At 58.6% G+C, this 25,171-nt stretch carries 37 protein-coding genes; 15 read left to right on the forward strand and 22 right to left on the reverse strand.

Annotated features, from left to right (window positions below; translation table 11 throughout):
• Nucleotides 1-59: 59 nt before the first annotated feature.
• Together ACLB1Z_RS13080 and ACLB1Z_RS13085 are read right to left on the reverse strand one after the other, a co-directional pair.
• Nucleotides 60-434: a DUF2946 family protein gene (locus ACLB1Z_RS13080; RefSeq protein WP_409560255.1), complete on the reverse strand. Its 375-nt coding sequence runs from the start codon at nt 432-434 to the stop codon at nt 60-62.
• Nucleotides 435-556: 122 nt separating this feature from the next.
• On the reverse strand, nt 557-1,072 hold the full coding sequence (locus ACLB1Z_RS13085) for a hypothetical protein (protein ID WP_409560256.1): 516 nt from the start codon (nt 1,070-1,072) through the stop codon (nt 557-559).
• Nucleotides 1,073-1,316: 244 nt separating this feature from the next.
• Between ACLB1Z_RS13085 and ACLB1Z_RS13090 the strand changes: the two genes are divergently transcribed.
• From ACLB1Z_RS13090 to ACLB1Z_RS13105, 4 genes are all read left to right on the forward strand, one after another.
• Nucleotides 1,317-1,853, forward strand: a complete 537-nt coding sequence (locus tag ACLB1Z_RS13090) for a hypothetical protein (RefSeq protein WP_409560257.1) — start codon at nt 1,317-1,319, stop codon at nt 1,851-1,853.
• A gap of 101 nt (nt 1,854-1,954) precedes the next feature.
• The gene (gene idi, locus ACLB1Z_RS13095; protein WP_409560258.1) at nt 1,955-2,476 is read left to right on the forward strand and encodes an isopentenyl-diphosphate Delta-isomerase; all 522 of its coding nucleotides are present in this window, start codon (nt 1,955-1,957) and stop codon (nt 2,474-2,476) included.
• Between the two features lie 257 nt (nt 2,477-2,733).
• On the forward strand, nt 2,734-4,062 hold the full coding sequence (locus ACLB1Z_RS13100; protein ID WP_409560259.1) for an ammonium transporter: 1,329 nt from the start codon (nt 2,734-2,736) through the stop codon (nt 4,060-4,062).
• Between the two features lie 140 nt (nt 4,063-4,202).
• Entirely contained in the window at nt 4,203-4,880 is a 678-nt protein-coding gene (locus tag ACLB1Z_RS13105) for a UdgX family uracil-DNA binding protein (RefSeq protein WP_409560260.1), read from the forward strand.
• Nucleotides 4,881-4,894: 14 nt separating this feature from the next.
• Here ACLB1Z_RS13105 and ACLB1Z_RS13110 read toward each other — a convergent pair whose 3' ends face one another.
• Together ACLB1Z_RS13110 and ACLB1Z_RS13115 are read right to left on the reverse strand one after the other, a co-directional pair.
• Complete coding sequence (locus ACLB1Z_RS13110; protein ID WP_409560261.1) at nt 4,895-5,254, reverse strand: hypothetical protein; 360 nt, start codon at nt 5,252-5,254, stop codon at nt 4,895-4,897.
• A 110-nt stretch (nt 5,255-5,364) separates the two neighbouring features.
• Complete coding sequence (locus ACLB1Z_RS13115; RefSeq protein ID WP_013948074.1) at nt 5,365-5,562, reverse strand: CsbD family protein; 198 nt, start codon at nt 5,560-5,562, stop codon at nt 5,365-5,367.
• Nucleotides 5,563-6,027: 465 nt separating this feature from the next.
• Here ACLB1Z_RS13115 and ACLB1Z_RS13120 point away from each other — a divergent pair, with 465 nt between their 5' ends.
• The 3 genes from ACLB1Z_RS13120 (at nt 6,028) to ACLB1Z_RS13130 (ending at nt 8,400) form a co-directional block, all read left to right on the forward strand.
• Complete coding sequence (locus ACLB1Z_RS13120; RefSeq protein WP_409560262.1) at nt 6,028-6,468, forward strand: hypothetical protein; 441 nt, start codon at nt 6,028-6,030, stop codon at nt 6,466-6,468.
• A 371-nt stretch (nt 6,469-6,839) separates the two neighbouring features.
• Nucleotides 6,840-7,019: a hypothetical protein gene (locus ACLB1Z_RS13125; protein WP_409560263.1), complete on the forward strand. Its 180-nt coding sequence runs from the start codon at nt 6,840-6,842 to the stop codon at nt 7,017-7,019.
• Nucleotides 7,020-7,287: 268 nt separating this feature from the next.
• Entirely contained in the window at nt 7,288-8,400 is a 1,113-nt protein-coding gene (locus tag ACLB1Z_RS13130) for a mechanosensitive ion channel family protein (protein WP_409560264.1), read from the forward strand.
• A gap of 37 nt (nt 8,401-8,437) precedes the next feature.
• On the opposite strand, the gene ACLB1Z_RS13135 is transcribed toward ACLB1Z_RS13130, so the two are convergent.
• The 9 genes from ACLB1Z_RS13135 to ACLB1Z_RS13175 all read right to left on the reverse strand — a co-directional run bounded on the left by ACLB1Z_RS13135 (nt 8,438) and on the right by ACLB1Z_RS13175 (nt 13,874).
• Entirely contained in the window at nt 8,438-8,965 is a 528-nt protein-coding gene (locus ACLB1Z_RS13135) for an HD domain-containing protein (RefSeq protein ID WP_409560265.1), read from the reverse strand.
• 171 nt (nt 8,966-9,136) lie between these two features.
• Nucleotides 9,137-10,087, reverse strand: coding sequence for a patatin-like phospholipase family protein (locus ACLB1Z_RS13140; protein ID WP_409560266.1), 951 nt, complete (start codon nt 10,085-10,087; stop codon nt 9,137-9,139).
• Nucleotides 10,088-10,406: 319 nt separating this feature from the next.
• Nucleotides 10,407-10,601, reverse strand: a complete 195-nt coding sequence (locus ACLB1Z_RS13145; RefSeq protein ID WP_409560267.1) for a hypothetical protein — start codon at nt 10,599-10,601, stop codon at nt 10,407-10,409.
• Between the two features lie 481 nt (nt 10,602-11,082).
• Nucleotides 11,083-11,343: a hypothetical protein gene (locus ACLB1Z_RS13150; RefSeq protein WP_409560268.1), complete on the reverse strand. Its 261-nt coding sequence runs from the start codon at nt 11,341-11,343 to the stop codon at nt 11,083-11,085.
• 133 nt (nt 11,344-11,476) lie between these two features.
• On the reverse strand, nt 11,477-11,989 hold the full coding sequence (locus ACLB1Z_RS13155; protein ID WP_409560269.1) for a PRC-barrel domain-containing protein: 513 nt from the start codon (nt 11,987-11,989) through the stop codon (nt 11,477-11,479).
• Nucleotides 11,937-12,371, reverse strand: a complete 435-nt coding sequence (locus tag ACLB1Z_RS13160) for a low affinity iron permease family protein (protein WP_409560270.1) — start codon at nt 12,369-12,371, stop codon at nt 11,937-11,939. The genes ACLB1Z_RS13155 and ACLB1Z_RS13160 overlap by 53 nt, the downstream gene beginning before the upstream one ends.
• Nucleotides 12,372-12,475: 104 nt before the next feature.
• Nucleotides 12,476-12,718 carry a PsiF family protein gene (locus ACLB1Z_RS13165; RefSeq protein WP_409560271.1) on the reverse strand — a complete coding sequence of 81 codons (243 nt, stop codon included), beginning with the start codon at nt 12,716-12,718 and terminating at the stop codon, nt 12,476-12,478.
• A 154-nt stretch (nt 12,719-12,872) separates the two neighbouring features.
• Nucleotides 12,873-13,205, reverse strand: coding sequence for a hypothetical protein (locus ACLB1Z_RS13170; RefSeq protein ID WP_409560272.1), 333 nt, complete (start codon nt 13,203-13,205; stop codon nt 12,873-12,875).
• 243 nt (nt 13,206-13,448) lie between these two features.
• Nucleotides 13,449-13,874 (reverse strand): hypothetical protein, encoded by a 426-nt coding sequence (locus tag ACLB1Z_RS13175; protein ID WP_409560273.1) that lies wholly within the window; start codon nt 13,872-13,874, stop codon nt 13,449-13,451.
• Nucleotides 13,875-13,930: 56 nt separating this feature from the next.
• Here ACLB1Z_RS13175 and ACLB1Z_RS13180 point away from each other — a divergent pair, with 56 nt between their 5' ends.
• Nucleotides 13,931-14,275: a hypothetical protein gene (locus ACLB1Z_RS13180; RefSeq protein WP_409560274.1), complete on the forward strand. Its 345-nt coding sequence runs from the start codon at nt 13,931-13,933 to the stop codon at nt 14,273-14,275.
• Nucleotides 14,276-14,364: 89 nt separating this feature from the next.
• Nucleotides 14,365-14,550: a hypothetical protein gene (locus ACLB1Z_RS13185; protein ID WP_409560275.1), complete on the forward strand. Its 186-nt coding sequence runs from the start codon at nt 14,365-14,367 to the stop codon at nt 14,548-14,550.
• An 89-nt stretch (nt 14,551-14,639) separates the two neighbouring features.
• On the opposite strand, the gene ACLB1Z_RS13190 is transcribed toward ACLB1Z_RS13185, so the two are convergent.
• From ACLB1Z_RS13190 to ACLB1Z_RS13200, 3 genes are all read right to left on the reverse strand, one after another.
• Nucleotides 14,640-14,993 carry a hypothetical protein gene (locus tag ACLB1Z_RS13190; RefSeq protein WP_013948093.1) on the reverse strand — a complete coding sequence of 118 codons (354 nt, stop codon included), beginning with the start codon at nt 14,991-14,993 and terminating at the stop codon, nt 14,640-14,642.
• 245 nt (nt 14,994-15,238) lie between these two features.
• The gene (locus ACLB1Z_RS13195) at nt 15,239-15,898 is read right to left on the reverse strand and encodes a response regulator (RefSeq protein WP_409560276.1); all 660 of its coding nucleotides are present in this window, start codon (nt 15,896-15,898) and stop codon (nt 15,239-15,241) included.
• Nucleotides 15,895-17,271 (reverse strand): histidine kinase, encoded by a 1,377-nt coding sequence (locus tag ACLB1Z_RS13200; protein ID WP_409560277.1) that lies wholly within the window; start codon nt 17,269-17,271, stop codon nt 15,895-15,897. Before ACLB1Z_RS13200 ends, ACLB1Z_RS13195 begins: the two co-directional genes overlap by 4 nt.
• Nucleotides 17,272-17,475: 204 nt before the next feature.
• On the opposite strand from ACLB1Z_RS13200, the gene ACLB1Z_RS13205 reads away from it, so the two are divergent.
• Both ACLB1Z_RS13205 and yghU read left to right on the forward strand, forming a co-directional pair.
• Nucleotides 17,476-17,931, forward strand: coding sequence for a hypothetical protein (locus ACLB1Z_RS13205; protein ID WP_013948096.1), 456 nt, complete (start codon nt 17,476-17,478; stop codon nt 17,929-17,931).
• A 233-nt stretch (nt 17,932-18,164) separates the two neighbouring features.
• Nucleotides 18,165-19,034, forward strand: coding sequence for a glutathione-dependent disulfide-bond oxidoreductase (yghU, locus tag ACLB1Z_RS13210; protein ID WP_409560278.1), 870 nt, complete (start codon nt 18,165-18,167; stop codon nt 19,032-19,034).
• Nucleotides 19,035-19,068: 34 nt separating this feature from the next.
• On the opposite strand, the gene ACLB1Z_RS13215 is transcribed toward yghU, so the two are convergent.
• Entirely contained in the window at nt 19,069-19,368 is a 300-nt protein-coding gene (locus ACLB1Z_RS13215; RefSeq protein ID WP_409560279.1) for a hypothetical protein, read from the reverse strand.
• Nucleotides 19,369-19,723: 355 nt separating this feature from the next.
• Between ACLB1Z_RS13215 and ACLB1Z_RS13220 the strand changes: the two genes are divergently transcribed.
• The 4 genes from ACLB1Z_RS13220 (at nt 19,724) to ACLB1Z_RS13235 (ending at nt 21,143) form a co-directional block, all read left to right on the forward strand.
• Nucleotides 19,724-19,915: a hypothetical protein gene (locus ACLB1Z_RS13220; RefSeq protein WP_409560280.1), complete on the forward strand. Its 192-nt coding sequence runs from the start codon at nt 19,724-19,726 to the stop codon at nt 19,913-19,915.
• Between the two features lie 75 nt (nt 19,916-19,990).
• Nucleotides 19,991-20,281 (forward strand): hypothetical protein, encoded by a 291-nt coding sequence (locus tag ACLB1Z_RS13225; RefSeq protein ID WP_409560281.1) that lies wholly within the window; start codon nt 19,991-19,993, stop codon nt 20,279-20,281.
• Between the two features lie 15 nt (nt 20,282-20,296).
• A complete protein-coding gene (locus ACLB1Z_RS13230; protein WP_409560282.1) occupies nt 20,297-20,782 on the forward strand; it encodes a hypothetical protein in 486 nt (161 codons plus the stop codon).
• A 28-nt stretch (nt 20,783-20,810) separates the two neighbouring features.
• Nucleotides 20,811-21,143, forward strand: coding sequence for a hypothetical protein (locus tag ACLB1Z_RS13235; RefSeq protein ID WP_409560283.1), 333 nt, complete (start codon nt 20,811-20,813; stop codon nt 21,141-21,143).
• Between the two features lie 13 nt (nt 21,144-21,156).
• Here the strand turns inward: ACLB1Z_RS13235 and ACLB1Z_RS13240 are convergent, their stop codons facing one another.
• From ACLB1Z_RS13240 to ACLB1Z_RS13260, 5 genes are all read right to left on the reverse strand, one after another.
• Nucleotides 21,157-21,789 carry an alpha-ketoglutarate-dependent dioxygenase AlkB gene (locus ACLB1Z_RS13240; protein WP_409560284.1) on the reverse strand — a complete coding sequence of 211 codons (633 nt, stop codon included), beginning with the start codon at nt 21,787-21,789 and terminating at the stop codon, nt 21,157-21,159.
• A 447-nt stretch (nt 21,790-22,236) separates the two neighbouring features.
• Complete coding sequence (locus ACLB1Z_RS13245) at nt 22,237-22,521, reverse strand: hypothetical protein (protein ID WP_409560285.1); 285 nt, start codon at nt 22,519-22,521, stop codon at nt 22,237-22,239.
• Nucleotides 22,522-22,593: 72 nt separating this feature from the next.
• Nucleotides 22,594-22,812 carry a hypothetical protein gene (locus tag ACLB1Z_RS13250; RefSeq protein WP_409560286.1) on the reverse strand — a complete coding sequence of 73 codons (219 nt, stop codon included), beginning with the start codon at nt 22,810-22,812 and terminating at the stop codon, nt 22,594-22,596.
• A 152-nt stretch (nt 22,813-22,964) separates the two neighbouring features.
• Nucleotides 22,965-24,209, reverse strand: a complete 1,245-nt coding sequence (locus ACLB1Z_RS13255) for a NupC/NupG family nucleoside CNT transporter (RefSeq protein WP_409560287.1) — start codon at nt 24,207-24,209, stop codon at nt 22,965-22,967.
• A gap of 163 nt (nt 24,210-24,372) precedes the next feature.
• Nucleotides 24,373-25,146: a methyltransferase domain-containing protein gene (locus tag ACLB1Z_RS13260; RefSeq protein ID WP_409560288.1), complete on the reverse strand. Its 774-nt coding sequence runs from the start codon at nt 25,144-25,146 to the stop codon at nt 24,373-24,375.
• Nucleotides 25,147-25,171 lie beyond the last annotated feature (25 nt).

Below are 25,171 nucleotides of genomic sequence, written 5' to 3' on the forward strand. Positions count from 1 at the left end.
GCATACGCAGGCGGTCGAGATACCGCAGCGACGCAACTCGACAAAAAAATCGGAAGAACTCAGATCAGAGTGGTTGGGGGTCCGCGCGCGGATTGCGCGCCAGGCTTTGGCGTCGTTCGGAATATTTGCGCCGTGATTGAATACGTGACCGCTGCATAGCGAACCGTATGCGCGAGGATTTGCGGCGCGTGGTGATCGGCCGCTACGGCGCCTGCAGCCGCGTACGGGCAGGCATTCTTGTTGTCCGGTGAGGTCTTGGCTGGACGGGGCACGCCCTTCTCATCCAGGACCCAGTTTTGCGGTCCATGCCCGGTACAAATGACGATCTGGGGCATGCCTTCAGCGTCCGGTGAAGCGGCAAGCATAAAGCCCACAGGCAAAAGACTGCGCACCGCGAACGCAAGGCCGATCAGAAAATTCAAGTAGCGGCGCATCAGCGTTCGCGTTTCCTGCAGATGAAACGAGGCCCTTTATCTCGAGGCTACTGGTGCATCAAGGGCATCGCAACACTTTCGCGCGTTCGCGGGCATAACGCCATCCCTGCGTAACCGATGGGTCACGCCGCCGATCGCAATTTGCCTCCGGATGGCGCGCTTGCCGCGTGAAACCGGCGAACGGCGAGGAAGCCGAGAGCGATAAAGATTGCGAGCGTCAGCCCCTGTGCAGCAACGAACGGCGTTTCAGACTGCGTCGGCGCGACGGCGTGAAGGGCTGGGACTTTCTGAAAAAGCTGTACGATGAGAACGAAGACGTTGAGATAGAGTGCGCCCGACGCTGTCACGACGTAAATCCATCGCCAGGAGCCGGACAGCCGCGCGACATACAGGGCGTAGAGGGCGGCGGCCAGCACGACCAGTGAGATGATGCCGACGATATGCGACGGCAGCAGCTTGGAGAATGGAAAGGCAAATCCGGTCACGCTCGTCAAAACGGTCGTCACGAGAAAAACGGCGGTCAAGGTGGGCATTTCAGCGTCGGCAACGAAGCCTAAGAATACGATTAGGCCCGTGGCAATGCCAATCAAGCTCAATACGACGTGCACGAATGTAAGCGAATCCATTCCCAGGATCATATCGACGCCCCCTTGCTGCTGACGTGACCTCTTTCTTCATCGCACCTCAGCTAAGGTACCACGAGGCACGGGAGCATGACAGCGATTGGATTGTCATCATCATGAGCGACGGCGTCCGCCCCGCCCCCCGATCGAGTGCCTGAATTATTGGCATGTCTCATCGCTGGCGAGCACAGCGGGGGCTTAACGACGGGCCATGTTCGTGGCACTGTTCCTCCCACGGACTGCCGCAGCGGAAGTCGACATGCAAGACCGTGTGCCCGTGGGCCAAAACGACATGCACGGCTATACGGTGGCCTATGAACGGGAAGAAATTCAATTTCCGGTCTATGTCGTCGGGCTAATCGGTGTCGTCCTAGCGACGCTCGGTATCGTCCATGGCATCAGCGTGCTGTTTGCGCTGGCGCTCATCACGCTGGGATATGCCTATTATAATTTTCCGCTCCTCGAAACGGGCAGGCCGCGGATCGGCGCCAGCCAATACGGCATCTTCGCCGAGGGCCTCGGCATCATCGCCTGGCGCTCGATCAAACAACTCGATCTGGTCTCGCTCAATCTCAGAGGAGCGGAGGTCAACGAACTGCATATCATTCTCGATGAACCGCTGAACCGCGCGCTGCTAGCCGACTGGCGCAAGCGGCCTTATTACCGTTTCCTGATGCGGTTGCCCTGGGCCATGCCAGCGCCCAACCACATCCGCATTCCACTGGAAGTCTTTGATCGACCCGCCGATGAAATCATGCGCAACTTCACCCGCATGATGGGATTTTTCCGTCGCTGAGTTAGGGCCTGGGCGCGCCCGACGCCATTTCGCCTCAATGAGCGGGCGCTATCCTCCCGGCTGGGTGATGTGCTAATGGGCCGGCTGGGGGAACCGCGACCATGCTTCGAGAAGAAGTCGTCCTTGTCGATAGCGAGGACAATCCAACAGGTATCGCTGAAAAGCTCGATGCGCACCGGCAGGGCAGCCTGCACCGGGCGTTTTCGGTGATGATTTGGGACCGGAAAGGCCGCCTGCTATTGCAGCGGCGCCAGATCGACAAATATCATTCGGGTGGTCTGTGGACGAACACGTGCTGCGGCCATCCTCGTCCCGGCGAAACGTCGTCGGAAGCCGCTGCGCGGCGCCTCAACGAAGAAATGCGGATCATCTGCCCGCTGACGGCAATCGGAACCTTTACGTACCGGGCGGAACTCGACGCAGGCCTCGTCGAACATGAGTTCGTCCATGTCTTTCGCGGGATCTACGACGGCGTCATCGCTCCGGACCCGATCGAATGCGATGGCTATAGCTGGTCGACCCCCGATGCGATTCGAGAGCAGATCGCGGCGGTCCCGCAGTGTTTCAGCGCCTGGTTCCGGAAATACGTCGAAGCCGACTGGCCGATTTCGCCGCCGGGCTGACGCCACCGCTCCTGCTACTCAGGCATGACGGGCTACGTTTCGGCACGGCAGCTTTAGCACTCTGCCCAAAAACTTTCCTACTGCCCAACCGACGAGCAAGCGCCTCAGGCTTCGCAAGTTCCGTGTTCCCATTTTATTGCGTCGGCCTACTGGCACATTCCTTGCGATAAATATTTGTGCCCTCTGAGAACGCAGCCGATTGCGCCTGCCGATCGAGTGGCAGTCGACGATCGTGACCTATTTCGGGGGAATATATAATGCATTCAAGAATTCGGGCGTCGTTGAGAGCGTCGGCTCTCGGCGCCGCAGCGCTCTTTGCGTCTTCAGTGGCCGCTCTCGCACAGGCTGCCGCCCCGCCGCCGGCCATCAACTCGGGCGACACCGCATGGATGCTGACGTCGTCCGTATTGGTGCTGGCAATGCTCGTTCCCGGCCTCGCGCTCTTCTACGGCGGCATGGTTCGCAAGAAAAACGCCCTCGCCATTCTGATGCAGTGCACGTTCGCAGCCGGTATCCTTTCGGTGATCTGGTGCGTCGTCGGCTATTCGCTGGCCTTCACGGAAGGCAACGCGTTCTTCGGCGGTTTTTCGAAGGTCATGCTCGCTGGCATTGCGCCGGATACTCCGGCTCCGGCAGCACCGACCATCCCCGAATTTCTCTTCATCATGTTCCAGGGCACGTTTGCGATCATCACGCCAGTCATCGCCTTGGGCGGTCCGGCTGACCGCATGAAGTTCTCGGCCGCGATGATTTTCGTGTCGCTCTGGCTGCTCTTTGCTTACGTGCCGATTGCCCACATGGTCTGGGGACCGGGCGGCTATCTCGGCGGCGCCGGGGTCCTCGACTTCGCGGGCGGCACCGTTGTCCACATCAACTCGGCCATCGCGGGCCTCGTCGCGGCGATCGTGATCGGAAAGCGCAAGGGCTACGGCACCGTTCAGATGGCGCCGCACAACCTGGCGCTGACGATGGTCGGCGGCTCGCTGCTGTGGGTCGGCTGGTTCGGCTTCAACGTCGGCTCGGTGCTGAGCGCCGGCGCTTCGACCGGCATCACGATGATCAACACGCATCTCGCAACGGCCGCCGCGCTCGTGTCGTGGACGCTGCTCGAATGGATCGTCAAAGGCAAACCGAGCCTGCTCGGCGCCATTTCCGGCGCCATCGCCGGCCTCGTAGCGATCACGCCGGCTTGCGGCTTCGTCTCGGTCAACGGCGCTTTCATAATCGGTCTTGCGGCGGGCGTCGTCTGCTACTGGGGCGTGACCGGCTTCAAGCATATGTTCGGATATGACGATGCCCTCGACGTTTGGGGCGTTCACGGCCTCGGCGGCATCCTCGGCGCGATCCTGACCGGCGTCTACGCCGTGCAGTCGGTCGGCGGCGCGGGCAAATCGGGGCTGCTCGACGGCAATCCCGGTCAGATGATGCTGCAGGTTGAGGGCGTTGCCATGACGCTGGTCTGGTCGGGTGTTGTCAGCCTCATCATTCTTCTCCTCATCAAGTACACGATTGGCTTGAGGGTGAGCGAAGCCGAAGAGGCCGAAGGCCTCGACCTCGCTCTCCATGGGGAGACCTTCCACGACTGAGGTTGGCAGTGCTCCCTGACTTGCCTCAGACGAGGGCGCCGGAACCCCACGTTCCGGCGCCCATTTCAATTGATGGGAACCAATCGCCCGTTGGCGCGTGATGGACTAAACTCACCTTTCATTTGCGCGTTGAGCACGCCATGCCGAAGGAAGCTTCCAAACCATCCGTGCACAAGCGCGCTTCGCCTAGTCCCTCGACCGGCGATCTCTTTGCGTCTTCGGTCGGGAACGAGCCTCGCACTCTCGCCGAACTCAACGAAGATATGGCGGCCGCTGGCCCAATGGTCGAGGGTGGAACGCGTGCGGTCTTCGGCGAGGGGCCGATTGGAGCAGCGCTTGCGTTCGTCGGTGAACAGCCGGGCGACCAGGAAGATCTCGAAGGCCATCCGTTCGTCGGACCGGCAGGCAAGCTGCTCGATAAAGCACTCCGTGAAGCCGGAATAGATCGCGCGCAATCTTACGTCACGAATGCGGTAAAGCACTTCAAGTTTCAGCAACGCGGCAAGCGACGTCTTCACGAAAAGCCAACGATGGGAGAAGTGAAGCACTATCGCTGGTGGCTGATGAAGGAGTTGGACTTCGTCCACCCGCATCTCGTCGTAGCGCTTGGCGGGACTGCCGCTTATGCGCTGGCCGGTGCGCCCGTGGTCATCGGGCGCTCACGCGGACCGGCAGAGTTCGGGACGAGGGCTGGCTTCATCACCGTGCATCCGTCGTCGATCCTGCGCATTCGGGATCATCATGAGAAAGAGACGGCCTACGCCGATTTCGTGCATGATTTGAAAAGCGCGCGGAAGCTTGCCGCCCGGCATGCCTGATGAATGTACGCTGTCTACTGGCGCACCGCGTATTTCATCTTTGTAGCGACAGTCTCGGCCTCTTCCAGTAGCGCTTCGCCAAGGCCAAACGCTTGTTCGGCCGTCAGGCCGTAGGCCGGGTCATCCTCGAAGCGCAACATGACGACCGGTTCGTGGCGACCGTGACCGACTGCAAAATTATCCGGGATTTTGGTCAGTGCGGCGCTCGGTTGCCGTGCGTCAGCAATGAGCGATGCAAGAGCGGCGACCGCATCGGTACTGAGTGAAATCGTCTGACAGTCCCCGGCCGCATTGCACAGCGAGATTTCCAGCCGTCCGTTGGCGCGATCTTGCTCGGAACGCGTGAGAATTTCGGCGTAAAACGTTTCGGTCATGCCTGATGTCCCCCGACGCAGAATCGTCTGTGCTCCCATTCTAAACGCCGAAGCCAAAAAGAAAGGCCCAAAATTTGGGCCTTTCCATTACAAGACTGCTAATATCGGCGTCACAGCGAATCCGACCAGCGATCGAGTTCCTGCTTGGCTTGGTCTTTTGCATAGCCATAGCGCTTCTGGAGAATGCCTTCGAGCTGCTCGCGATTGCCGTTCACCTGGGCAAGATCATCGTCGGTCAATTGTCCCCACTTCTCTTTGACCTTACCACTGAACTGCTTCCAGTTACCTTCGATACGATCCCAATTCATAACTAACCTCCTGTCGTTGTGCGCCTTCAACGCCTCTCGGAATTGAGAGGTTCCGCAATTGCCTGCGTTCAAAAATAAAAAGCCTCGGCTTCGCCTGAGGCAAAAACCGAGGCTTTTTACGGCTCCGCTCGACGAAGCCCACGCGCCGGGAGGGTGGACCGGCACAAGACCGAACTCCAACGACTATCGAGAATCCGCGGAGCGGTGTTTGTGAAGACAGATAGTCTCTGGAACTCACGATACGGACGTAAAACGCCACACATCGTTCTTATTACCTGCGGGCCGGGGGAAAGTTGCAGCGCCAGCCGATCTTCGCATCGATCTTTCGCCAGCTCGTTGGAAATAAGCCAAATTCTTCCGCGAAGAATGGAACAAAAGCCGGCGATGGCGCGTCGTTCGAACGGCGAAGGATCGCCCAAGAGAAACGCTCACATGGCGTAGAATATGTTCAGGGAGGGCTCAGTGATGGCGGCGGACGGCAATCATTCCCTGCCCGCATTTGGCAGCACCCATCCTTCTTGGCTGATCCGCAAGCTGGTCGACCACATAAAGGGCGGCGCGCTTTTGCATGCGCTTCGCTTGCGGCGCGGTTTCTTTCGCGACACGTCTTCAAACCTGCGTTCCGACGAGCCGGATGCGAACATGATGAAAGCTAGTGAATATCTGGAAATCTGCGTGGAAAATGCGCTGGACGCTTATACCGTCGAGGACGCGCTTTATTGGCACAATGAGATTATCACCGAGCTCTCAATCGAGCTCAACCTCATTCATGCGCGGCGATGGCCGCAAACCGTGAAGTCCAACATGATGGCGGCGCTGGAAGACAGATTAAATCAACATGCGGAGGCGGTGGCGCGGCTTGCTGCCGTTCTTGAAAGCAACGAAACTTTCAAGTGGCAACCGTAGCGCGCGACGACCGCCCCGCGTTGTGCGCACGTTAGGCGTTACGCTCTTTCTTCGCGATCTTCCCCGTCCGCTTCTTCAAGTTTTCCAGTTTGCGCTGACGGGCAATAATGCGTCGGCGACGATTGTCTGACATCGTTGGCATCGTTTTATCCTTCCATTCAAATGCGATGATTTCCGGCGTGACATCCGCCGCGGCCGGGATCAGTGGGGTGTCCTATCAGAGCGACTGGCGCTCGTCACCGAATTCCTAACAGCGGTGCCGTTTTCGATATTCCGGGCTGAAATCAATCGAATTTCAGGCAAATGATTGGAAACACTTTTCGCGTATTCTTCTCGTGTTGGATTTGAATGCAGGAGAAGGAACGATCGCGATGGGCAAGTTCGCACAAGTTACCTGTTCCTTACACGACGACTGGGTGGTCGAGTTCAAGGATCGCGCCGCGCCGCGTCTCAGAAAACTCTTCACTTCAGAACGGAATTTCACGGCTCTGCCCGACATCATCGCTGAGCCGCTGAAACGCTTGGCTCTGGTTGAGCAGGAGCGCCGCTGAGCCATTAAAAAAAGAACACCCTGGCCGGGGGGAAGCCAGGGTGTGCGGGTTTGGCCACGGCTTGAGGGACGGCACCTGGGGGGAAGGTGCGGGCCGTGGTACCAGGATTACGCTCCCATGCCGCCGATCGTTCCTGCGACATTCCGGCACGACACGGGTGCGACGGGATCTCGGCCCTCTCCTGCCGCCTGTCATCGTCTAAACGACGAAACTCTCCCCTCCCCCTGGCGTTACGCTGCAAAGCAGCAATTGGCCCAGCGGGAGATTTATGCTCCAAGCCGTTACTTCTTTTTATTTCGGTGCGATGCCGGATTGGCTCTTGCCGGTGGGATTGGCGCTCGGTGCGATCGCCGTCGCTATCGTCTTGCATAGCGCACTGGTCGCCACGATGCGCCGCTGGATCGGCGTCAATCACCCTTACCTGCGGTCGGTTTTCACCAACACGAAGGGCGCGACGAGGCTTGCGCTTATCATCATTATCGTTTCGCTTGCCGTTCCCGTGGCGCCGCTCAGCGACAGTGTCCAGTCCTTTTTCAGCAGGGCGCTCGGCCTTGCTTTCATCATCCTCGCAGGCTGGGTCGCCTTGATCGCAACGAAGATCGCTGCGGACTTCTATCTGCGCAGGTTCGACGTGCTGGCTGACGACAACCTGCTTGCCCGCAAGCATTACACGCAGGTTCGCATACTCCAGCGCGCGGCCGAGACGCTCATCGTCATCGTAACGGTCGGCGCCGCATTGATGACGTTCGAAGCGGTTCGGCAATACGGCATCAGCCTCTTTGCCTCCGCCGGCGTTGCCGGTCTCGTCGTTGCGCTTGCGGCGCGTCCGGTTTTCGCCAACCTCATCGCCGGCGTCCAGATCGCCATGACGCAACCAATCCGCGTCTATGATGCGGTTGTCGTCGAAGGTGAATGGGGATGGATCGAAGAGATCACGTCGGCCTTCGTCGTCATCAAGCTTTGGGATTGGCGGCGCCTGGTGGTGCCGCTCTCGTATTTCATCGAGAAACCCTTTCAAAACTGGACGCGCGAGAATGCATCGATCATCGGGACGGTCCTCGTGCACGCCGATTACACCGTGCCGGTCGGTCGCGTGCGCGACAAACTGAAGGAGATAGCCAAGGCGTCGCCGCTCTGGGACGGGCAGGTCGTCAATCTGCAGGTGACGGACGCGACGGAAGGAACGGTCGAACTCCGAGCGCTCGTCAGCGCACGCACTTCGCCTGCGGCGTGGGACCTTAGATGCGAAGTTCGAGAGAAGTTGATTGCGTTTCTGCAGGAGGAACTGCCGGGCTCGCTGCCGCGCTTACGTGCCAGCATGTCCGATGGCGCCGTTCACCGTCGGCGTGTTTCTGAGGCTAACGTCGAGCATGCGAGTTGAATGCACCGACGCGCTGCATTCGCGCCGTGTTCGGATTTTACAGGGAAGCAGATTCCGTCACGATGGCAGCCTTCTGGAACAGCGGAAGGCGAAGCAGCCTGCTGCTTTCAACCTCTGCCATCTTTTTCAATTGCAACCGCTTCTCATCGAGGAACGTCGGTCCGAAATCCGGATTGCACATGATGATGGCTGTACCGTTATCGATGATGTCAGCCAGCTTGATGAGCTTTGCATTCCAGGGCGCGCGGGAAAGGCGCCACGCCGCCTCCAAAGCGCGCGCATCGCGGCTTCCCTGCTCCGTATCGGTCAGCCAAAAGACGAGTTCGGCGACGACCATCCCGAACTTCTCGATCAACTCTTCGAGCGTCGTATCGGTTTTCTCCAGCGTATCGTGCAGGAACGCCGCTGCGATCACTTCCGGCGCCGTGTATCCGTGCTCTCTCAAGATCGACGCAACCCCGTCCAAATGTGAGATATAGGGCTTGCCGTCATGCCTGCGCACTTGCCCTTCGTGCTTGGCGAGAGCGAAATCCCTGACGTCTTGAATGGTTGCGACTACGGTCATCAAACGCCCGCTCTCTCTTGGGAAAGCCCACGCAGCCAAGGCCGAAGAAAATCACGAGACGTAGACGCGCGCGAGCCTAAAACGGTTTCCCATGCGTGACGATGTGCCGTACACGGACGCCCGGGGCGCTATTCACCGTTCAATGCATGCTGAAAAGCTGCTGGCCTGGCCTCAACCGGCAAAAAGCCGGGTGTTGATCAACGCCGGAGGCGGAGCGTTCAAATAACTCTCAATCATTGGGATATGTGGTTCTATCGCCGCCCGACCGCTCGCGATCATTTCATCAGCGCGGTGGAAGTCGAGAACGCCGATGTCGGCCAGGTTCGGCGCAACAAGTAGATCGGGCGGATCGCCCATCAGCCGCGCGCGAGAGATCCGATCATGGAAAATGCTGAAGGAGTTCAGAATAACCGAGGTGATTCCCGGCGCACCGTCGCTGCGCCCGAACAACTGACGGTGCAGAAGCTGGAACGCGCCGCGGCCGTTCCAGCGCGTGATGGGCGCCTCATCGACGATGACCTCCTCTGAAACCTCGTCATCGTCGTCGCCAATCGAAATGCCCCCGCGTCCAAACTCCGTCGTCAGGTTGACTCCGATGACGACGCGCGCGCCCAGTGCGCGGCACACCGAGACCGGAATCGGGTTGACGAGACAGCCGTCGACCAACCAACGGCCATTGATGTTGACCGGCTTCACGATGCCCGGAATAGCCGACGAAGCACGAACCGCGTCGATCACGTTGCCGCGACGCAACCACACTTCCTGCCCGGACGACAGATCGGTCGCGATTGCAGCGAAGCGCGTGGGCAGGTCTTCGATTTTGTATCCGCGCAAATGATCGTCGAAGCGGTCGAACAGGCGTTGCCCCGCGATAAGGCCCGAACCGGAAACGCTCAGATCGAGAAAGCTGAACACGCGCCGACGGGTAAGGCTTCGGGCAAATTCCTCCAGCGTATCGAGGCGTCCTGACGCATAGTGACCACCGACAATGGCGCCGATCGATGTGCCGACGACGATTTCGGGCTCCAGCCCAGCCTCGGCCAAGCCTCGCAAAATACCGATATGCGCCCAACCCCGTGCGGCTCCACCGCCCAAGGCCAGCGCGAATTTCTGCTTCGACATGGGAAACCACCTCTCGCCGTGACCCGTAACGGCCATTGTCACAACGCACGTAGATCCTACTTTGTTCGATATGGACAAGGCACGCAATCATACTCGCGGATTATCGCAAACGGACGATATCGGGTCCTGAGCAGGTTTATTGGGGCGCTCTTTGCACTCCCTTCGTAGCTCTTCGGCCATTAAATTATAGTCATGCTGCGTCTTTGCGATGGCAGGATACCAGCGATTTCGACCCGACGTCATTGGGTGCTCCGACGTAGCCGAGAGCCGTCGCCAGCGCACAGGCCGCATTTTTTCGCGGTGCAGCTCGCCCGCTCGATCAATCGAGCCGACCGTCCTCGCGAAGCTCGTACAGAAATTGCCGAAGATGGAAGCACTCGTCTTTGATCGTCTTAAGAGCGAGCTTCGCCTCGAACGACCTGCCCTCCGCCCGGGCGGTATCGAGACGCGCCGCCTCACCGCGAATGAGATTCAAACCGTGAACGATCCGTTCCGCCGCTTTGTCCTTTTCCATCACGCACCCCGCTTTGCACGTTTGCGAGTGTTGTCGAAGCGGAATGCGGCGGTCGGGTGACGACTGCGTAACGTTCTATTTCATGATGTTAACCGAATAATTCGCAGCGGCGCTTCGTTCAAACAGCGCAAAAATGCTTGTCGAAGGCAAACGCCGAGCATCGAGGTGCGCAAGAAGTTTGCGCCGTTCTGCGCGCTTGCTTCGTCGCGCGTCCAAAACACCAGGAACAGCATTCCAACGTACACGTTACGAATGCAAACACGGATTAAAAAAAAGATTGGATGGGCACGTGCGAGATATCGATGACTGGATGTTTCATTTCGAGCGTCAGGTGGCGGTGCGATTGAGAAAATTGTTCTCAAATGATGCCCAAGAGCTACCCGACGCTCTAACGCAGCGGCTTAAACGGTTGGCTGAGGTCGACCATAAGGATGAGCCAACCGGTAATAGGCCAAAGCCTTCCGGGTGACAGGGCTCACCGTCAGATCGCGAGTTCCGCGTCGCGTTCCGCCCAATAGAGATCGGCCAGCCGATCCAGGAGGACATCGGGAAGCGGCTTTTCGGCGACCTCAAAATGCAGATAATCATTCGCCGGCACGAGGCGAATATCATAATTTGCGAGACGCGTACGAGGCTGTGTCGTTGCTGGCGCGGTATCCAGCGACAGACCTAAATTGCCGCCTTCCCACATCGATGATTGCCATGCGCGCAGCATGGCGACCGACCAAATCCAAACTGCCATTGCGGGATGCATCATCGTTCTCCTGCGAAGATCGATGATAAGAACGCGCAGCCATGCGGTTGAGTTTCGCTCTGCGACAGAGCGCCCGAACTCTCTTCATGGCTGCGCGATCAGACTTCTGTAGAGCCTGGTTTTATCTCCGCGGCTCCAGCTCCCAATAGCCAGGCGCACCATAGGCTTCATGCAGGCGCGTCTCCGTCTCGCGATTGCGCAGCGAAAGCGGATCGAGATCGGGGGACGACTGAAGCTGCTCTTCGGTAATGCCCGTCACATAGCCATCGAGATCCGAGTCCCATTTCAGCGCGGTCCATGGAATGACGTATTGGCTTTTTCCGAGCCCGAGAAATCCGCCGAAGCTCAATACCGCATAGCGTACCTTTCCCGACATGGTGTCGACGATGAGGTCATCGACAGCGCCGATCTCGGCATGGCTGCCGTCGTAGACAGACGTACCGGGCACTTCGGTGGTGTTGAGAAATCTGTATTCGGCTTGCATGGTCGACATCCTTTCCGTTTCGACAGCCGCACTGCCGTGGAACGCCACGTGCAGGCCACGGTTCCGCCGCCCCAGGATGTGCGCGATCGTGCGAAGCTTACGAATTTCTGCGCCGAGCAAATTCTTGCTGAAGATGCTCGATCTCTTCATCAGTACAATGCTCAAGGTCGATCAGCCGATTGCGCGCCTTCTGCGTGCTACGAATGAGTTCGTCGAGCTTGAGTTGTATGGCTTTGCCGTCCCTGTTCTGGCTGTGTTGAATGAGAAATACGGCCAGGAACGTCACCAACGTCGTTCCGGTATTTATGATCAGCTGCCAAGTATCGGAATAATGAAAAAGCGGGCCGGTGGCAGCCCAAACAATTACGGATAACGTCGCAACGACGAAGGCCGATGCCGACCCGATAAGAAGTGCCGACCAACCGGCGAACTCCGTGAACCAGCATAGCAGTTTTTTCTTCCACGACTGCTGTTGCTCGCATCCGGTAGACTTCGACATATCGCCGATGACTTGAGGGCTAACATCGCTCATTTTTGCGCAGACCACTCGAAAGCAGCGCGCCTCTTGCTTGGGTCAAAGCACGCCGCTGCTGTTCTTTGAGCCGAGAACGCGCTAGTTGCTTTTGCGGTTCCGTGTCACGCGCCTGTCGCGTCGCGTACGCATTTCTTGGTGAAGCTCGTCTCGGCTGCACCGTGAAGTTTTTTGCCTTTCGCGTCAGCGCTGCACTTCGTATTCGCGTCTTTCGTGCATTTCGTCATGAAACTTTTCAGCGCGGCACCGGCGAGCTTCTTTTCTTTCGCGGTCGCGCTGCATGTCGCATCGGCCATCGCGGCGCTGCACAGTCCAAGGCTGATCAATGCTGCAAGAACAATTTTCATCGCGTCTACTCTCCATTTTTCGACTTTCGCGAAGGGCGGTTACCGCCTTCGTTTGTAGACGAATGATATGCCAACATTCTCTTCGAAGATTGCCAATTCGCGATCGACGAGCTTACCGAAAAGTAAAGGGACGCCGTATGATCCGTAGGCGGCATTATTTGGGTTGGACGCTTTGATCGCCTCCCGGCTCGCCCGGCGGGATGATGACCGGCATTTTATCGCCGGTTCTCGCCGGGGGCGCCTGATGAATTTCAGGATCAATGCCGTGGGGCGGCTTGATCACGCCGTCATTCCTATCGAGCTTCTTACTCAGCGGGACATCGCCGGATTGCTTTGCCGGGCCGCCCGGTTTTTGAGAGTTCGGTTTTTGAGACGGCGTGGGCTCCGTCGTTTGCGCCTCCGCAGCGGTCACAGTTGCTGCGAAACAGCAAATCGAAATGGCACCAAACAACCATCGCCCTGCCTGCACCATCGAGAAACTTTCCATATAGCCACCTCTTCCTGAGAGATGAGGCAACGGCCAGCGCTCACGGGGAGTTCCCGGCGTGTCCTCGAGACACCCGTCCAGAAGCGCTTGCGTTCACGTTGATGGAACCGAAACCACCGCAGTTGGTAAAGCCGGGGCTACGGCACGCACGATCCCTCAGTGCGACTGCCCCAGAAGGCCGTAGCGGAATGGAGCACCCCGATTGGCAGGGATCGGGGTGCGTCCAGACTTATGGAGATTTGCTCAAGCTGCGCTCGAACCCGAACTCGACGGACGGGCCGCATTGCGCGACGCGTGGCCATTCGATTTTTTCATGAGAGTGTTGAGTTGGCTAAACAGAGACGGCCCTTCCACTTGGTCGTCCATATAGCCTTCTTCACGCAACTTGCGCTTGATGTCCGCGACCGAGGCACAACGGCCCGAGCTTGCCAGCTCGAATGCGCGCTCCAATTGCGAAATGCGACTATCCACTGCGGTGCTCCTTGGCTTGGGTATCCTACTTTCGTCAGACCTTCTTGTCGTTTTGAGCATGAGCCACAGCGAATGCAGGCTGCGCGACACCGTGGCGTCCCGCTGACCGCATTTTTTCGCTCGCCTAATCACCGGCTTGGCCGCTATGTGCGTTCGCCGCACCTCGTGATCAGTACGCTCATGCCTGTCATAGGCCATGCGCAAAATGGTTCGAGGCGCGTTCGAGTTCCGACAACATCGCGGAATTGTTTAACATGAGCCGTCACAAGTCCCCCCCGAGCGCACTGCGCATCCTCGTTGCCTGTAGCCCGACCTATCGCAATCGGCGCGCTATTATGGAGGCGCTCGGATCGATCTTCATCGACACGATCGAGCAGCAGCGGGAGTATTATTATTACGCCTGTCCGGCGATCGCGGAGATCTTGGACGACGGCATGTTCAACCGCTCTGTCTTTCACGAATTGACGCCTGGCGCCGAAGCGGCAAAAGCCAAGGCGCTGAAATTCGCCTATATCGTTGTCGGCGGAGACGATGCGTTTGCCACGAAGATCGTTTCCGACATCGGAGGTCCTGACACGATGCTGGTGCGTCTGACGTAACTCAAAGGACGCGTATGCCGGCCCACTGGATCTAATCCCAGAACGCACAATATTTCAGGTAAGGCGTTTTCGAGAGCGAGAAAGAGACAATGGACAAGCGGAAGCAGCAAGTCGTTGAGCCGGAAGAATTCGATCCGGACGAGCCCTCGCCGGTGCCAGTGCAAATGCCCGGCGAGCCTTTGGAAGCACCATCCTATCCGGGCGACGATGACGATTCTGACGATGAACGGGAAGACGAGAACGAGGCCGTCCCCGACGAGGACGAGGAAGACTAGTCAACCTTCGCGCGCCCACGTGTCGGTTTGTGCGATAGCTGAAAGACAACGCCGAGCGCACTCCGCGCTCGGCGTTTTTTTTTGCGATGTCAATTGATGGAGTGGTAGGTCTGCAGACCACTCTCGTCGATCAGGCCTTTGACGGCGATGATCGCGCCTGACATCTGCTGACGCGTCGGATAGCGCGCAGGTGGCTCCGACGTAAAGACGGACGGAATATTGCGCACAGAGAGCATGCGGCAGAAGCCGATCGTCTGCGGATCCTGCGAATACGGCAGAACCACAGCGTCTATATTTTTTGCATCGAGAAGACGCTCTGCGAATGCGAGGCTTTCGACGACGTGTGCTTTCGCACCCGCAGCAATAAACGACTGCCGCAGTCCAAAGGCTGCTTCGCCATTTGGGTCGACGATCAAAATAGAAAGGTCTTGGAGTGACGTCATAGTGGGTACCTTGCGGCGCGATACGGTCGCGCTTTCCGCTTGGAGCCAAGCCTTTACGGCCGAGCAGTCCCAGGATGACAGCAACGCAGCGGGGCAACGCAGCTGACAATATTTTGAATAAGCCCCGGTGCCGAGCATGTAGGCAGTTGCACGGAGTTCATGCAAGCGGAAGTTCGCTCGTCACGCGGACATTCGTCATTGCATCGCACCACTCCGCGAAGTGAAAAAATTCCCGAAAATTGCGTCTAAATCGATGCCGAAGCCAACACCGATGCGATCAATCCGTGCTTCATGCAAAGGTAGACGAGCTCGATATCGGACTGGACGCCGAGCTTCGATTTGATCGTGTAGTGATGATTTGCAATCGTCTTCGGACTGAGGTTGAAGGCGTTCGCGATCTCATCCGTCGCCTTGGCATCGAGGATCATGCGTAGGATCTCGAACTCGCGGGGCGTCAAGGCGTCGATCGGCGAGACGTCATCCATCACGCGGCTCTCGGCAATGATGCGATTGATCTCATCGCACAGCGCCGGCTTACCCGCGTAAACGCTGCGGATCGCATTGATCAGCACATCCGGCGCGCTGCTCTTGGTGATGTAGCCCCGCGCACCGGCCCGGAATGTCTGCTGCGCGTAAGTTGCATCGGCATGCATCGTGAACATCAAAACGCGGGCATGCGGATCGAGCTGGCGGATCTGGCGTACGAGATCGATACCACCACGACCCGGCATAGAGATATCGGCGATGACCACGTCCGGTTTCGCGGCCTTGAAGGCTGCATACCCGGACGAGGCATCGCTGGCTTCGGCAACAACTTCCATGCCGTCATGCTTTTCGATCAGGCGCCGATAGCCTTCGCGGACCACGGCGTGGTCATCGACCAGCAGCACACGGATATTTCTCATGCGGCGCTCCCATGCACGTGCGACGGGAACTGCACATGGAGCCCAAAGCCTCCCTGCTCCAGCGGCCCGGCATCCAGCGATCCGCTCAACGCGAGCACGCGTTCGCGCATGCCGATCAATCCCGATCCGGCAAACGTTTTTTGTTTGGCGTCGGGCATCGGCCCGATACCGTCGTCTGTCACCGCCAGTTCTATTTTCTCGCCAGCCACATTGCGAAACTGGTTGAGCGTTACCTTGACGTTTTGCGCATTGGCGTGTTTGGCAGCGTTGTTCAAGGCTTCTTGGATAATCCGATATACGTGCGCTCTGGTCTCGGAATTGAGTTCTTCAACGTCTCCACTCGTCTCAATGGTATAGCGCGTCCGGCCTTTCGCCTCCGTGTTATAAGCGGCCACAAGGCCTTCTAGGCTCGGAAGCAATCCGAGATCGTCGATTTCCTGCGGACGAAGATACGTCAAGGTTTTGCGCAGAGAGGTCATCAGGCTCGATGCCATGTCCTCCAACGCCCTCGCCTCGCCTTCGAGCTTCGTCGCGTCGTGTTGCACCGCAATTCTGAGACAGGCGGCAAGGGCATTTAGCGCGCTGAGCTTCTGCGCGATTTCATCATGAAGCTCGCGCGCTATGTGGCGACGCTGCTGTTCCTGAGCGTCGACCAGGCGGCGCGCAAGCTCGGCACGCTCCGACGACGCGCGCTTGAGATCGGCGACGAGCGCATTGAAGACTTCGCTGATGCGATTGATTTCGACGACACGGAAGGATGGCAACTGGCTGGAGAGATCGCCCTTCGCCAAGCGATTGATGCGGTCTAGGATTACCGTCGTCGGGCGCAGTGCGCGATCGATCACGTAGTACGTGACGATACAAAGCAGCGAGACGAGCAAAGCCGAGAAGCCGAATACCGGCGCAATGGTGTGCCACGTCTCGCCGGCAATCGCGGCAGGATTGAAGGTTGCGACCACGCTGCCCGCAACTTTGTTGCGATATGAAACCGGACGAGATACCCGCATCTCGCCGCCGGCGAAAGATCTGTACGCGTCGATGAACCATTGCGGCGACGGGTTCGAAACCGTGTCGACGCCCGAACAGCTCGTTCTCCATTCCGACCCGTCCTGCTTCAATAGCTGCACGCACTGTCCCGGCTGAAGTGCGTAGCTGGTGACCAAGTCCCAATCGGGAAATCTCTTCGGAATGTCGAGCATCGTGTCGATCCGAAGGAGCTGTAGATTGAGCTGGCGGCTGACGGATTGCGCCAGCTCTTCATTCTGGTGCTTTGCGATGCTTGCCACGCGATAGATAGCGATGAGCGATCCGGCGAAAAGACAGGCTATGGCGACCAGCGTGATCCGGCGAACGAGCAGCCACTTCAGCGTCATTGCACACTCCAGCGATAGCAGTCTCAAGCTGCGCACAATCTATCGGGGCGCCGACAGCGCGTGAAGCGCCGACTTGCTTCGTCGGGAAATTTGCCCGGCGACCGCTGGGCTTTTCGCCGTAGTCGGCGCTGGCTTGCTAGCCGATGTTCCGTTCAGGACGCTGCATTGCGCCCAGACATCATCGCGAAACAACGGAGGAACGTCGTGTCCGGCAACACATTCGATGACAGCAATATTGCTTGGCGGCAGCTTGAGGGTTTCGATGACCTCTGGTTCTACGTCTACAATGTCGACCGCAAAAACGGCATCGTCGACGCCATTTTCAAGTTCGGTGCGCAGTCGAGAATAATGCTTCACCAGCACAAAGTGCCTTACATCACGCTGGTGCTGCAGGGAGAGCTGAGGTTCTACAAACCGAACGGCGACATGAAAGAAATCCGCCCCGTCGGCAGTTATGTCGTCGGCGTAGCCAATGGCGATCCGCATCTCGAAGGCGGCGGCGAGGACGACGTGATCGTGTTCTTCAGCTTCCGAAACGCCGAGGACGTTCTGTTCGTCTTTCTCGACGACCAACTGCAGCCGGTTCTGCCATTCGGCGTGGGCGATTTCGAAGAACAGCTCAAGGCCCAGGGACCCGCGAAATGGCAGAAAGCAGCATAACGCTGCTGGTGTCCGCTTAAGCGGACAAATGCGTACCCGCTCCGGATGTCCGGCCTACATGCCGGCGCCGAGGCGGGCGGCGTTGCAAAACGACGCGCTTGTCGTCTCGGCGTGCGGCTGGCGCCAATGGATGATAAGGGTCATGTTGGGTGCGCTCCGGCGCATGAAGCGGCTTCCCGTCCACTTGTTACGACCGAAGCGGCGCCATGTCCTTCAATGCAAGAATCCCAGCCATGACAAACTCATCCGATTATACCCCGCCGAAAATCTGGACTTGGGACGCGCCAAGCGGTGGGCAATTCGCCAACATCAATCGTCCGATCGCCGGAGCGACGCACGACAAGGAGCTTCCGATCGGACGGCATCCGCTGCAGCTTTATTCGCTCGCGACGCCGAATGGCCAGAAGGTCACGATCATGCTCGAAGAGCTGCTTGCGCTCGGCCATAAAGGCGCTGAGTACGATGCCTGGCTGATCCGCATCGACAAGGGCGATCAGTTCGGCAGCGGCTTCGTCGAGGTCAATCCAAACTCGAAAATTCCAGCTCTCATGGACCGCAGTGGGCCTAAGCCGCGGCGTGTCTTCGAGTCTGGCGCCATTCTTCTTTATCTTGCGGAAAAGTTCGGCGAGCTGCTGCCTCCCGATCCAGATGCGCGCACAGAAGCGCTGAACTGGCTGTTCTGGCAGATGGGTAGCGCACCCTATCTCGGCGGCGGCCTCGGTCACTTCTACAGCTATGCGCCGATCAAGATCGAATATGCGATCAATCGTTTCGCGATGGAGACCAAGCGACAGCTCGACGTCCTGGAGCGCCATCTCGCGGCGCATGCCTTCATGGCAGGGCACGAGTACTCAATAGCCGATATCGCGATCTGGCCATGGTACGGCAATCTTGTCCGCGGTGATCTCTACGGTGCGGCCGAGTTCCTGCAGGTTCAGGACTACACCAACGTCAACCGCTGGGCGAACACCATCGCGGAACGTCCTGCCGTCAAACGCGGCCGCATGGTCAATCGCATTTCCGGGGCGCTCAATCAGCAATTGCGCGAGCGCCACGACGCCAGCGATTTCGAGACGAAAACGCAGGATAAAGTGGAGGCGTAAACGGGCGTACTCCGCGCCCGGAAGGTCTTACGCTTTAGCAGCCGCGGCTTGCCATGCACTGGCCATAGCCCGGCTCGCTCACTCCAAACTGACCGAAGCAGCTGTGACGGACGTCGCGACAGTGGATCTCATAGTCGCTGCGCGGCGGAATGCCGGAATTGTTGCCGTTGTCGATCGCCGACCAGGGTACATCGACGAAGACGCCGGAGTTCTGGCTCCAGGGGTTCTGCCCGCCGCCACCTGGGCCACCCGGGCGACGGCCGTCCATCTCGCCGGCCGCTGCCGCTCCGGCAAACATCGTGCAGGCAACCGCTACGATCCCGAGCCATTTCATGGCAATCTCCGCCTTTCCGCAATCATCGCTGCGAGTGTGCCTGACGAAGCTTGCCGGAGGGTGTCTTGGCACGGCTATTTTGTGGGGCGGTTAGCGGCCTGCGAAGGTGCGCTTCAGAAAGAGACAGCCTGGCTGGGAGGTCGAAAGGCACCGCATCAGAACTACGCAGCTTCGGTTACGAGAATTTATGAGAACGGAATCTCGTTTTCCGATCATTGACTTGATAGCGCGGGGCGGACGCTGCGGGTGGCGTCGGGGAACCTCCGTCCGTAGACGGCATTACCCCTCAATGAGCGAAAAAAATTCGAGTTTGCGTAGGTCCTTCGGCCCGTTGCCGCGCAACTTTGCGGAGCCCGTGCATTGGGTCGAAATTTTTGCCGAACGATCGGCGGAAGATCTGAAACGCATCTTGCAGGACGACATGGATTGGACGACCTCCATTCCGATCCTGGAGCGATTGAACCGCCTTTATGAGAGCGAGGAAGCGCGACGCCGTCCCTGCGATCCGCAAGATGATCGGCATGCGTCCTATCGCCTAGCGTCCTGAAGATATTGCCCCGGAACAAACGATCGCCGGGAGGCGTTGGCGTTGCAAATCGTTTTGGTTTCGGGAGGAACGGGCATGGCCAGTTCAGAGACTTCGGAAAACGTCAGATCAGCTTCACACGATTTAACCGATAAGGCGGTGGACGCCGGTATTCGCGCCATGGATTCGCTCGAACGGACGGCGGCCAATCTGCAGGATACGGGCGAGCGGCTGGCGTCGAAGGGTGCAGAGCTTGGCGACGGTATGCAGAAAGTCGCGAAAAATTTTTCGAACGCAGTCGATAAATCCGTCGCGGAGCAACCGTTGACGACGCTCGGCATGGCTGTCGCCGCAGGTTTCATTCTTGGCGCCATTTGGAAAGCCTAAGCTCGGAGCGCGTCTATGTTTGCAAGCCTGTTCGAGAGAGCTGAGGCCAGCGTTGACAATGCGATTGCCGATCTTGGCAATCGGATTTTGATTACCATTCCGTTTATCGTCGCGCTTGGCTTTGGCGCGGCGAGCTTGTCGATTTACGTCAATCGGACCTACGGTGCGGAAATCGGCAATCTCATCGTTGCCGCAGCTTTCGTTGTTCTGGGCGGCATCATTGCGATTGTCGTCAAACTCCGCAGCTCGTCCCCGCTTATGGACGAGGAGCCGGAGGCGGCAGCAAGCGAAGAGCCGGTCGACGCCACCAAATCGTTTTTCGATAACGAGCAGCTGATAGGCATCGTATCGACGGCCGCACCTATCCTGCTTCCCGCGTTACTCAGGACCGCAACAAAGAATTGGCCGCTGGTTCTGGCGGTCGCGGCCGGACTTTACGTCTTTAGTTTTTCCGACGACGGCGACAAGTCCCAGGCTCAACAGCAGCCGCACACCTCGTGATCTTTTAACCAGAGAGAGTGATTTCAAGATGACGTATGCACACGACACGCCGGATGAAAATGCGAACGACGAAACTGCAAACACGGAAGACGGCGGTCTGAACAAACCGGCTGTCGCGCTTATCGCGGCCGGGGCGATCGGATTCGCTGTCGGCGCGGTAATCTGGCAATACCGGCGCACGCATCCCCAGAAGTTTGCGTCTTTCGATCGGGCCGTGGATATGGCGCGCTCGGGCGCTGTCGATACCGTCCAGAAATTACGCGCTCGTCTGCGTGAGGAAGGGTATTCGCCGGCGCAGATCGAGGGGCGTGCGAAGAGATATATTTCGGAACTCATCGATGCCGCGCAGCGGCGCTTCTAAACGATCACATGGATTACTCAGGCCGGGAGCTTTTTACCCGGCCTTTTTTCGATAGCGTCCGAAAGGTGATCGACCATCGCGCCTCAGGCAGCGCATCGATGCTGTGTTCCCACTCATGCCGGGCCTCCCCGGACAGCAAATAGATCGAACGCGGCGCAAGCGGAACGGTTGTCCGCCTGAAACCTTTTTCGAGCCGCTGCCGAAAACGCATCGGCGCAGGCGATCCAAGCGAAATCCCGATGACCTCCCCGAAGACCGGACGATCGCGGTGCCAACCTATCCCCGCGCCAGCGTCGTAACGGATCAGAAGCGCCTGTTCCAGGCGGCTGGCGGACAGCCCGGCGAACTGCGCGGCGCGTTCGCGTAGCGGCGTGAGAAATGCTGGCAGTGGCCACGTGGGGCCGAACCTCCCCGTCTCGAAATCGTAGGTCCAGCCGAACGTCGCCGTGAGGCGCTTGCCGGTCCACTGCTGAAAGCGAAATGGCGCGAGGTCTTCGGCATCGATGTGGCGAATGAGGCCGCTCTCATCATCCTCGGACAGAAAGTCGTCGCGATAGCGAAGTCCCGGCAAGGTGAGCGGACCAAACAAATCAGGCTGAGGAACGCGGTCGGAGGGCATTACCCGCAGTTGGGTACTCGCGCGCAAATATGCAATCCGCCGCTCACCAACCGCTCATTTAAGAAACATCCGGCCCGGGCAGAAAGGGAACACCCCGGCGCGGGGGGAGCCGGGGTGTTCTGGGGTCGGCCACGATGTAGGAAATTGGCGCGGGGGAACGCCAGAACCGTGGCACGAGCAAGGACGCTTCTCGCTGCCTCGAGGTTCCGAGAGTCAGATAAATTTTTTGGATCGACTTCCGAATGCACCGCGCGAGCGGAGCGTGGCAATTCATAAAAGGACACCCCGGACGAGCGAGGGCTGCTGCCGGGGTGTAGATCTCACCAAAATTTGCCAATGATGGGAGACGTATGCAACGTCCGCTTGTGAGCGATTCGAGGCAAGCCGGAGGCGGAATTTATCAACAGCATACAGAAGGTGCGCATCAAGACGATGGCTGGACAACATCGCCCCCAGCTCCGACTTTGCATGGCGTCAGGGGCGCCAACTCAGCTGCCGGTTGGATTCGATGATGTCTGTCAGCCGATCAACGACGTCCCGATGATAACTGGCGCAGGCGGTAATGTCGTCGATCGCCGCCTTTTTCGTGGTCTCGTTCTGGTCGCTCATTCTGACGATCATCGCTTCGATCGCGAGAAGATCGACGAGTTCGCTGTGATAACGAACCGCGCTTTCGACAGTATAGGCATCAACCGCACGCTCATAGGTTATGCGAATGGCCCGCTGCGTCAGCTCGTATCCCATGGGATGTAATGCCATGAGTGACCCCCATCATCGAAGCAGATACGCGCGAGCGGGGAATTTGTTTCGCAACGCGGAACAATTTTTTGATTATGCAGCGGAGGCACAACCAACCGTTGCCGCATCACCAAATATGGCTGCGATGAGCCTATCGGCTTCACGTTCGCCGTGGTCTGCGGCAAAGAACAGGCGCTGCACCATGGTGGGAATGGAGAGTTCGATTTCGCGCTCTGCTGCTTCGCGCACGGCGCGATCCAAGACGGCATAAAAACGCGACAACTCTTCGGCCGAATATCCGTGTGTCCTCATCGGGAACATCCCTCGAAGCAGGCAGCCCCCTGCCCACGCCGATAGAGAACGTAGTGACAGAAACGGCGGTTCCCAGTACCCGTGGTGCTATATTTTTCGAATTCACACCACGAACTGCATGTTTTCTTAAGGAAATGGGCGTCGGCTGCGCGTCAGTTGATCATTCCGACGACGGCTGCGCTCATCATCGTCGCGAGCGTGCCGGAAAGTACGGAGCGCGGTCCGAGCGAAATGATGTCGTTTTTCCTCTCGGGCGCCATCGTCGTCATGCCGCCGACAAGAATTCCAAGACTGCCAAAATTGGCGAAGCCGCAAAGCGCATAGGTCATCATCAGGCGCGTGCGCGGGCTCAGAGCGTCGGCCGGCAACTTCGAGAGGTTGAGATAAGCGACGAATTCGTTCAGCACGGTCTTCGTGCCCATCAGTAGAGATGCCGTCGAAAGGTCCGCGACGGGGATGCCGATCAGCCAGAGCAGCGGCCAGAAGGCATAGGCAAACAACTGCTGCAACGTAAGTGGCGTGCCGGAATACGGCAGTAGGCCAAGCGCAAGGTTTACAAGGCTGACGAGAGCGACAAGCACGATAAGCATGGCGATGATCGTCGCGACGATGCTGATACCATCGATCGTTCCGCGGACGATCGCTTCCATCGTGCTGTGCGGCGGATCCGACAGCGAAAGCTCGCTCGCTTCCTTTGGGTCCGGAACGAAGGGGACCATCAATGCCGCGATGGCGAGAGCCGCCGGCGTGCTGATGATTGAGGCAATCAGAATCTGCCCGAGCGAGTCCGGGATGACGGAGCCCAGCAATGCCGCGTAGATGACCATCATGGTCCCGGCAATGCCGGCCATGCCGCAGCTCATCAGCGCGAAAAGCTCACCGCGCGACATCGTCTTGAGGTAGGGCCGCACGAGCAGCGGGGCTTCCACCATGCCGACGAAAATATGCACCGCTCCGCCAAGCGCGAGTGCGCCGCCAATCCCGAGGGTTCGGCGCAAAGCGAATGCGAGCGCCCCGACGATACGCTGCAGAATGCCCCAATACAGCAGCACCGACGCGATGGCGCTAATCACGAGAACAAGTGGAAAAGCGCGAAATGCCAGCACAAAGCTCGCTTCCGGATGCGCTTCAACGAAAGGCGTGGCGCCGCCGCCGAGATAGCCGAAAACCAATGCCGTTCCCGTGTCGGTCGCTTGCTGAAGCGCCGTGACGCCATCATTCAGCAGCAGGAATGCTTTCGTTGCCGGCGGGAATTTGGTGAAAAGGAATGCCAAAGCGATCTGCAAGGCGACCCCGGCGATGACAACACGCAGCGGCACGCGCCAACGGTTCTCGCTGAAAATCCATGCGATCAGCAACAGGCCCGCGAGCCCGCAAACGCCGTGCAGCACGTTCATTTCGGCACTTCCCCCTCATGCCCATCCTGCTAGGCAATTTAGCGGGGCGCGGGAGCGGCGTCCCGCGTTGCTTTGGCGCTGCGATCGTGTTGGCTGCCGGCTGACGGACTATGGAGAATTGCGTTAGATCGAGCGGACGACGCGCCGACGAAGAGCCTGCGGCTCATCCGCCCACGCTCCGCGGCTCCCATGCAATGATCGAAATGGGGAAGTGGAACCGGATGCCGGTCGTGCTGTGCCAGGCTGCAACGCCAATATGATCCTTGCCGGACGCGATGTCCGCATCGAACATCGTGGTAAGCGCAGGCATATCGGATGCTTCTGCCAGTGTGTCGAGCTGGGCTTCGAGACGATAAGCATCGACGATGACTTCGCCAAGCCCAGCCTCCCTGCCGATTTCACGGAGTTGCTCCAGGGTCAACGCACTTGCGTGAGAGGGATCACGCAGCCGCTCCATTTCGTCGTAGGCAAACTGCGTTTCTGGTGAAGGCGTCGCGTCGATGACAATGATGCGTCCGTTGGGACGGCATACGCGCTTCATTTCCGCGAGCGCGGCAGCAGGTTCGGGCATGTGATGAAAGCTGTAACGCGTCGTCACTCGATCAAAGCTGCCTGTCTCGAAGGGCAGTGCAGCCGCATCACCGATATGCCATTCGAGATTTTGCAGCCCGGCCTTCATCTGCCGCGCCCGCGCCTGCTCGATCATGGCGGCCGTTATGTCGATGCCCGTCACGGTGCGCACATGGGGTGCCAAGGCGCAGGCAAGAATGCCCGGGCCGCAAGCGACGTCGAGAACATCCAATTTCGGCTTCAACTCACAAGCCTCAAGCGTACGCGTCATCGCTCCGCTCTCGGCGTGAATAGGAAGTTCAGAAAACGGTTTCGCCCAGCGGGTGAACTGGTCGACGATGCGCTGGTTATGGGTATCGGTGCTCATATCATCCTCTCTGTTCGAACAGAAT

Origin of the sequence: Hyphomicrobium sp. MC8b (assembly GCF_905067615.1) — a bacterium.
Lineage (GTDB): Bacteria > Pseudomonadota > Alphaproteobacteria > Rhizobiales > Hyphomicrobiaceae > Hyphomicrobium_B.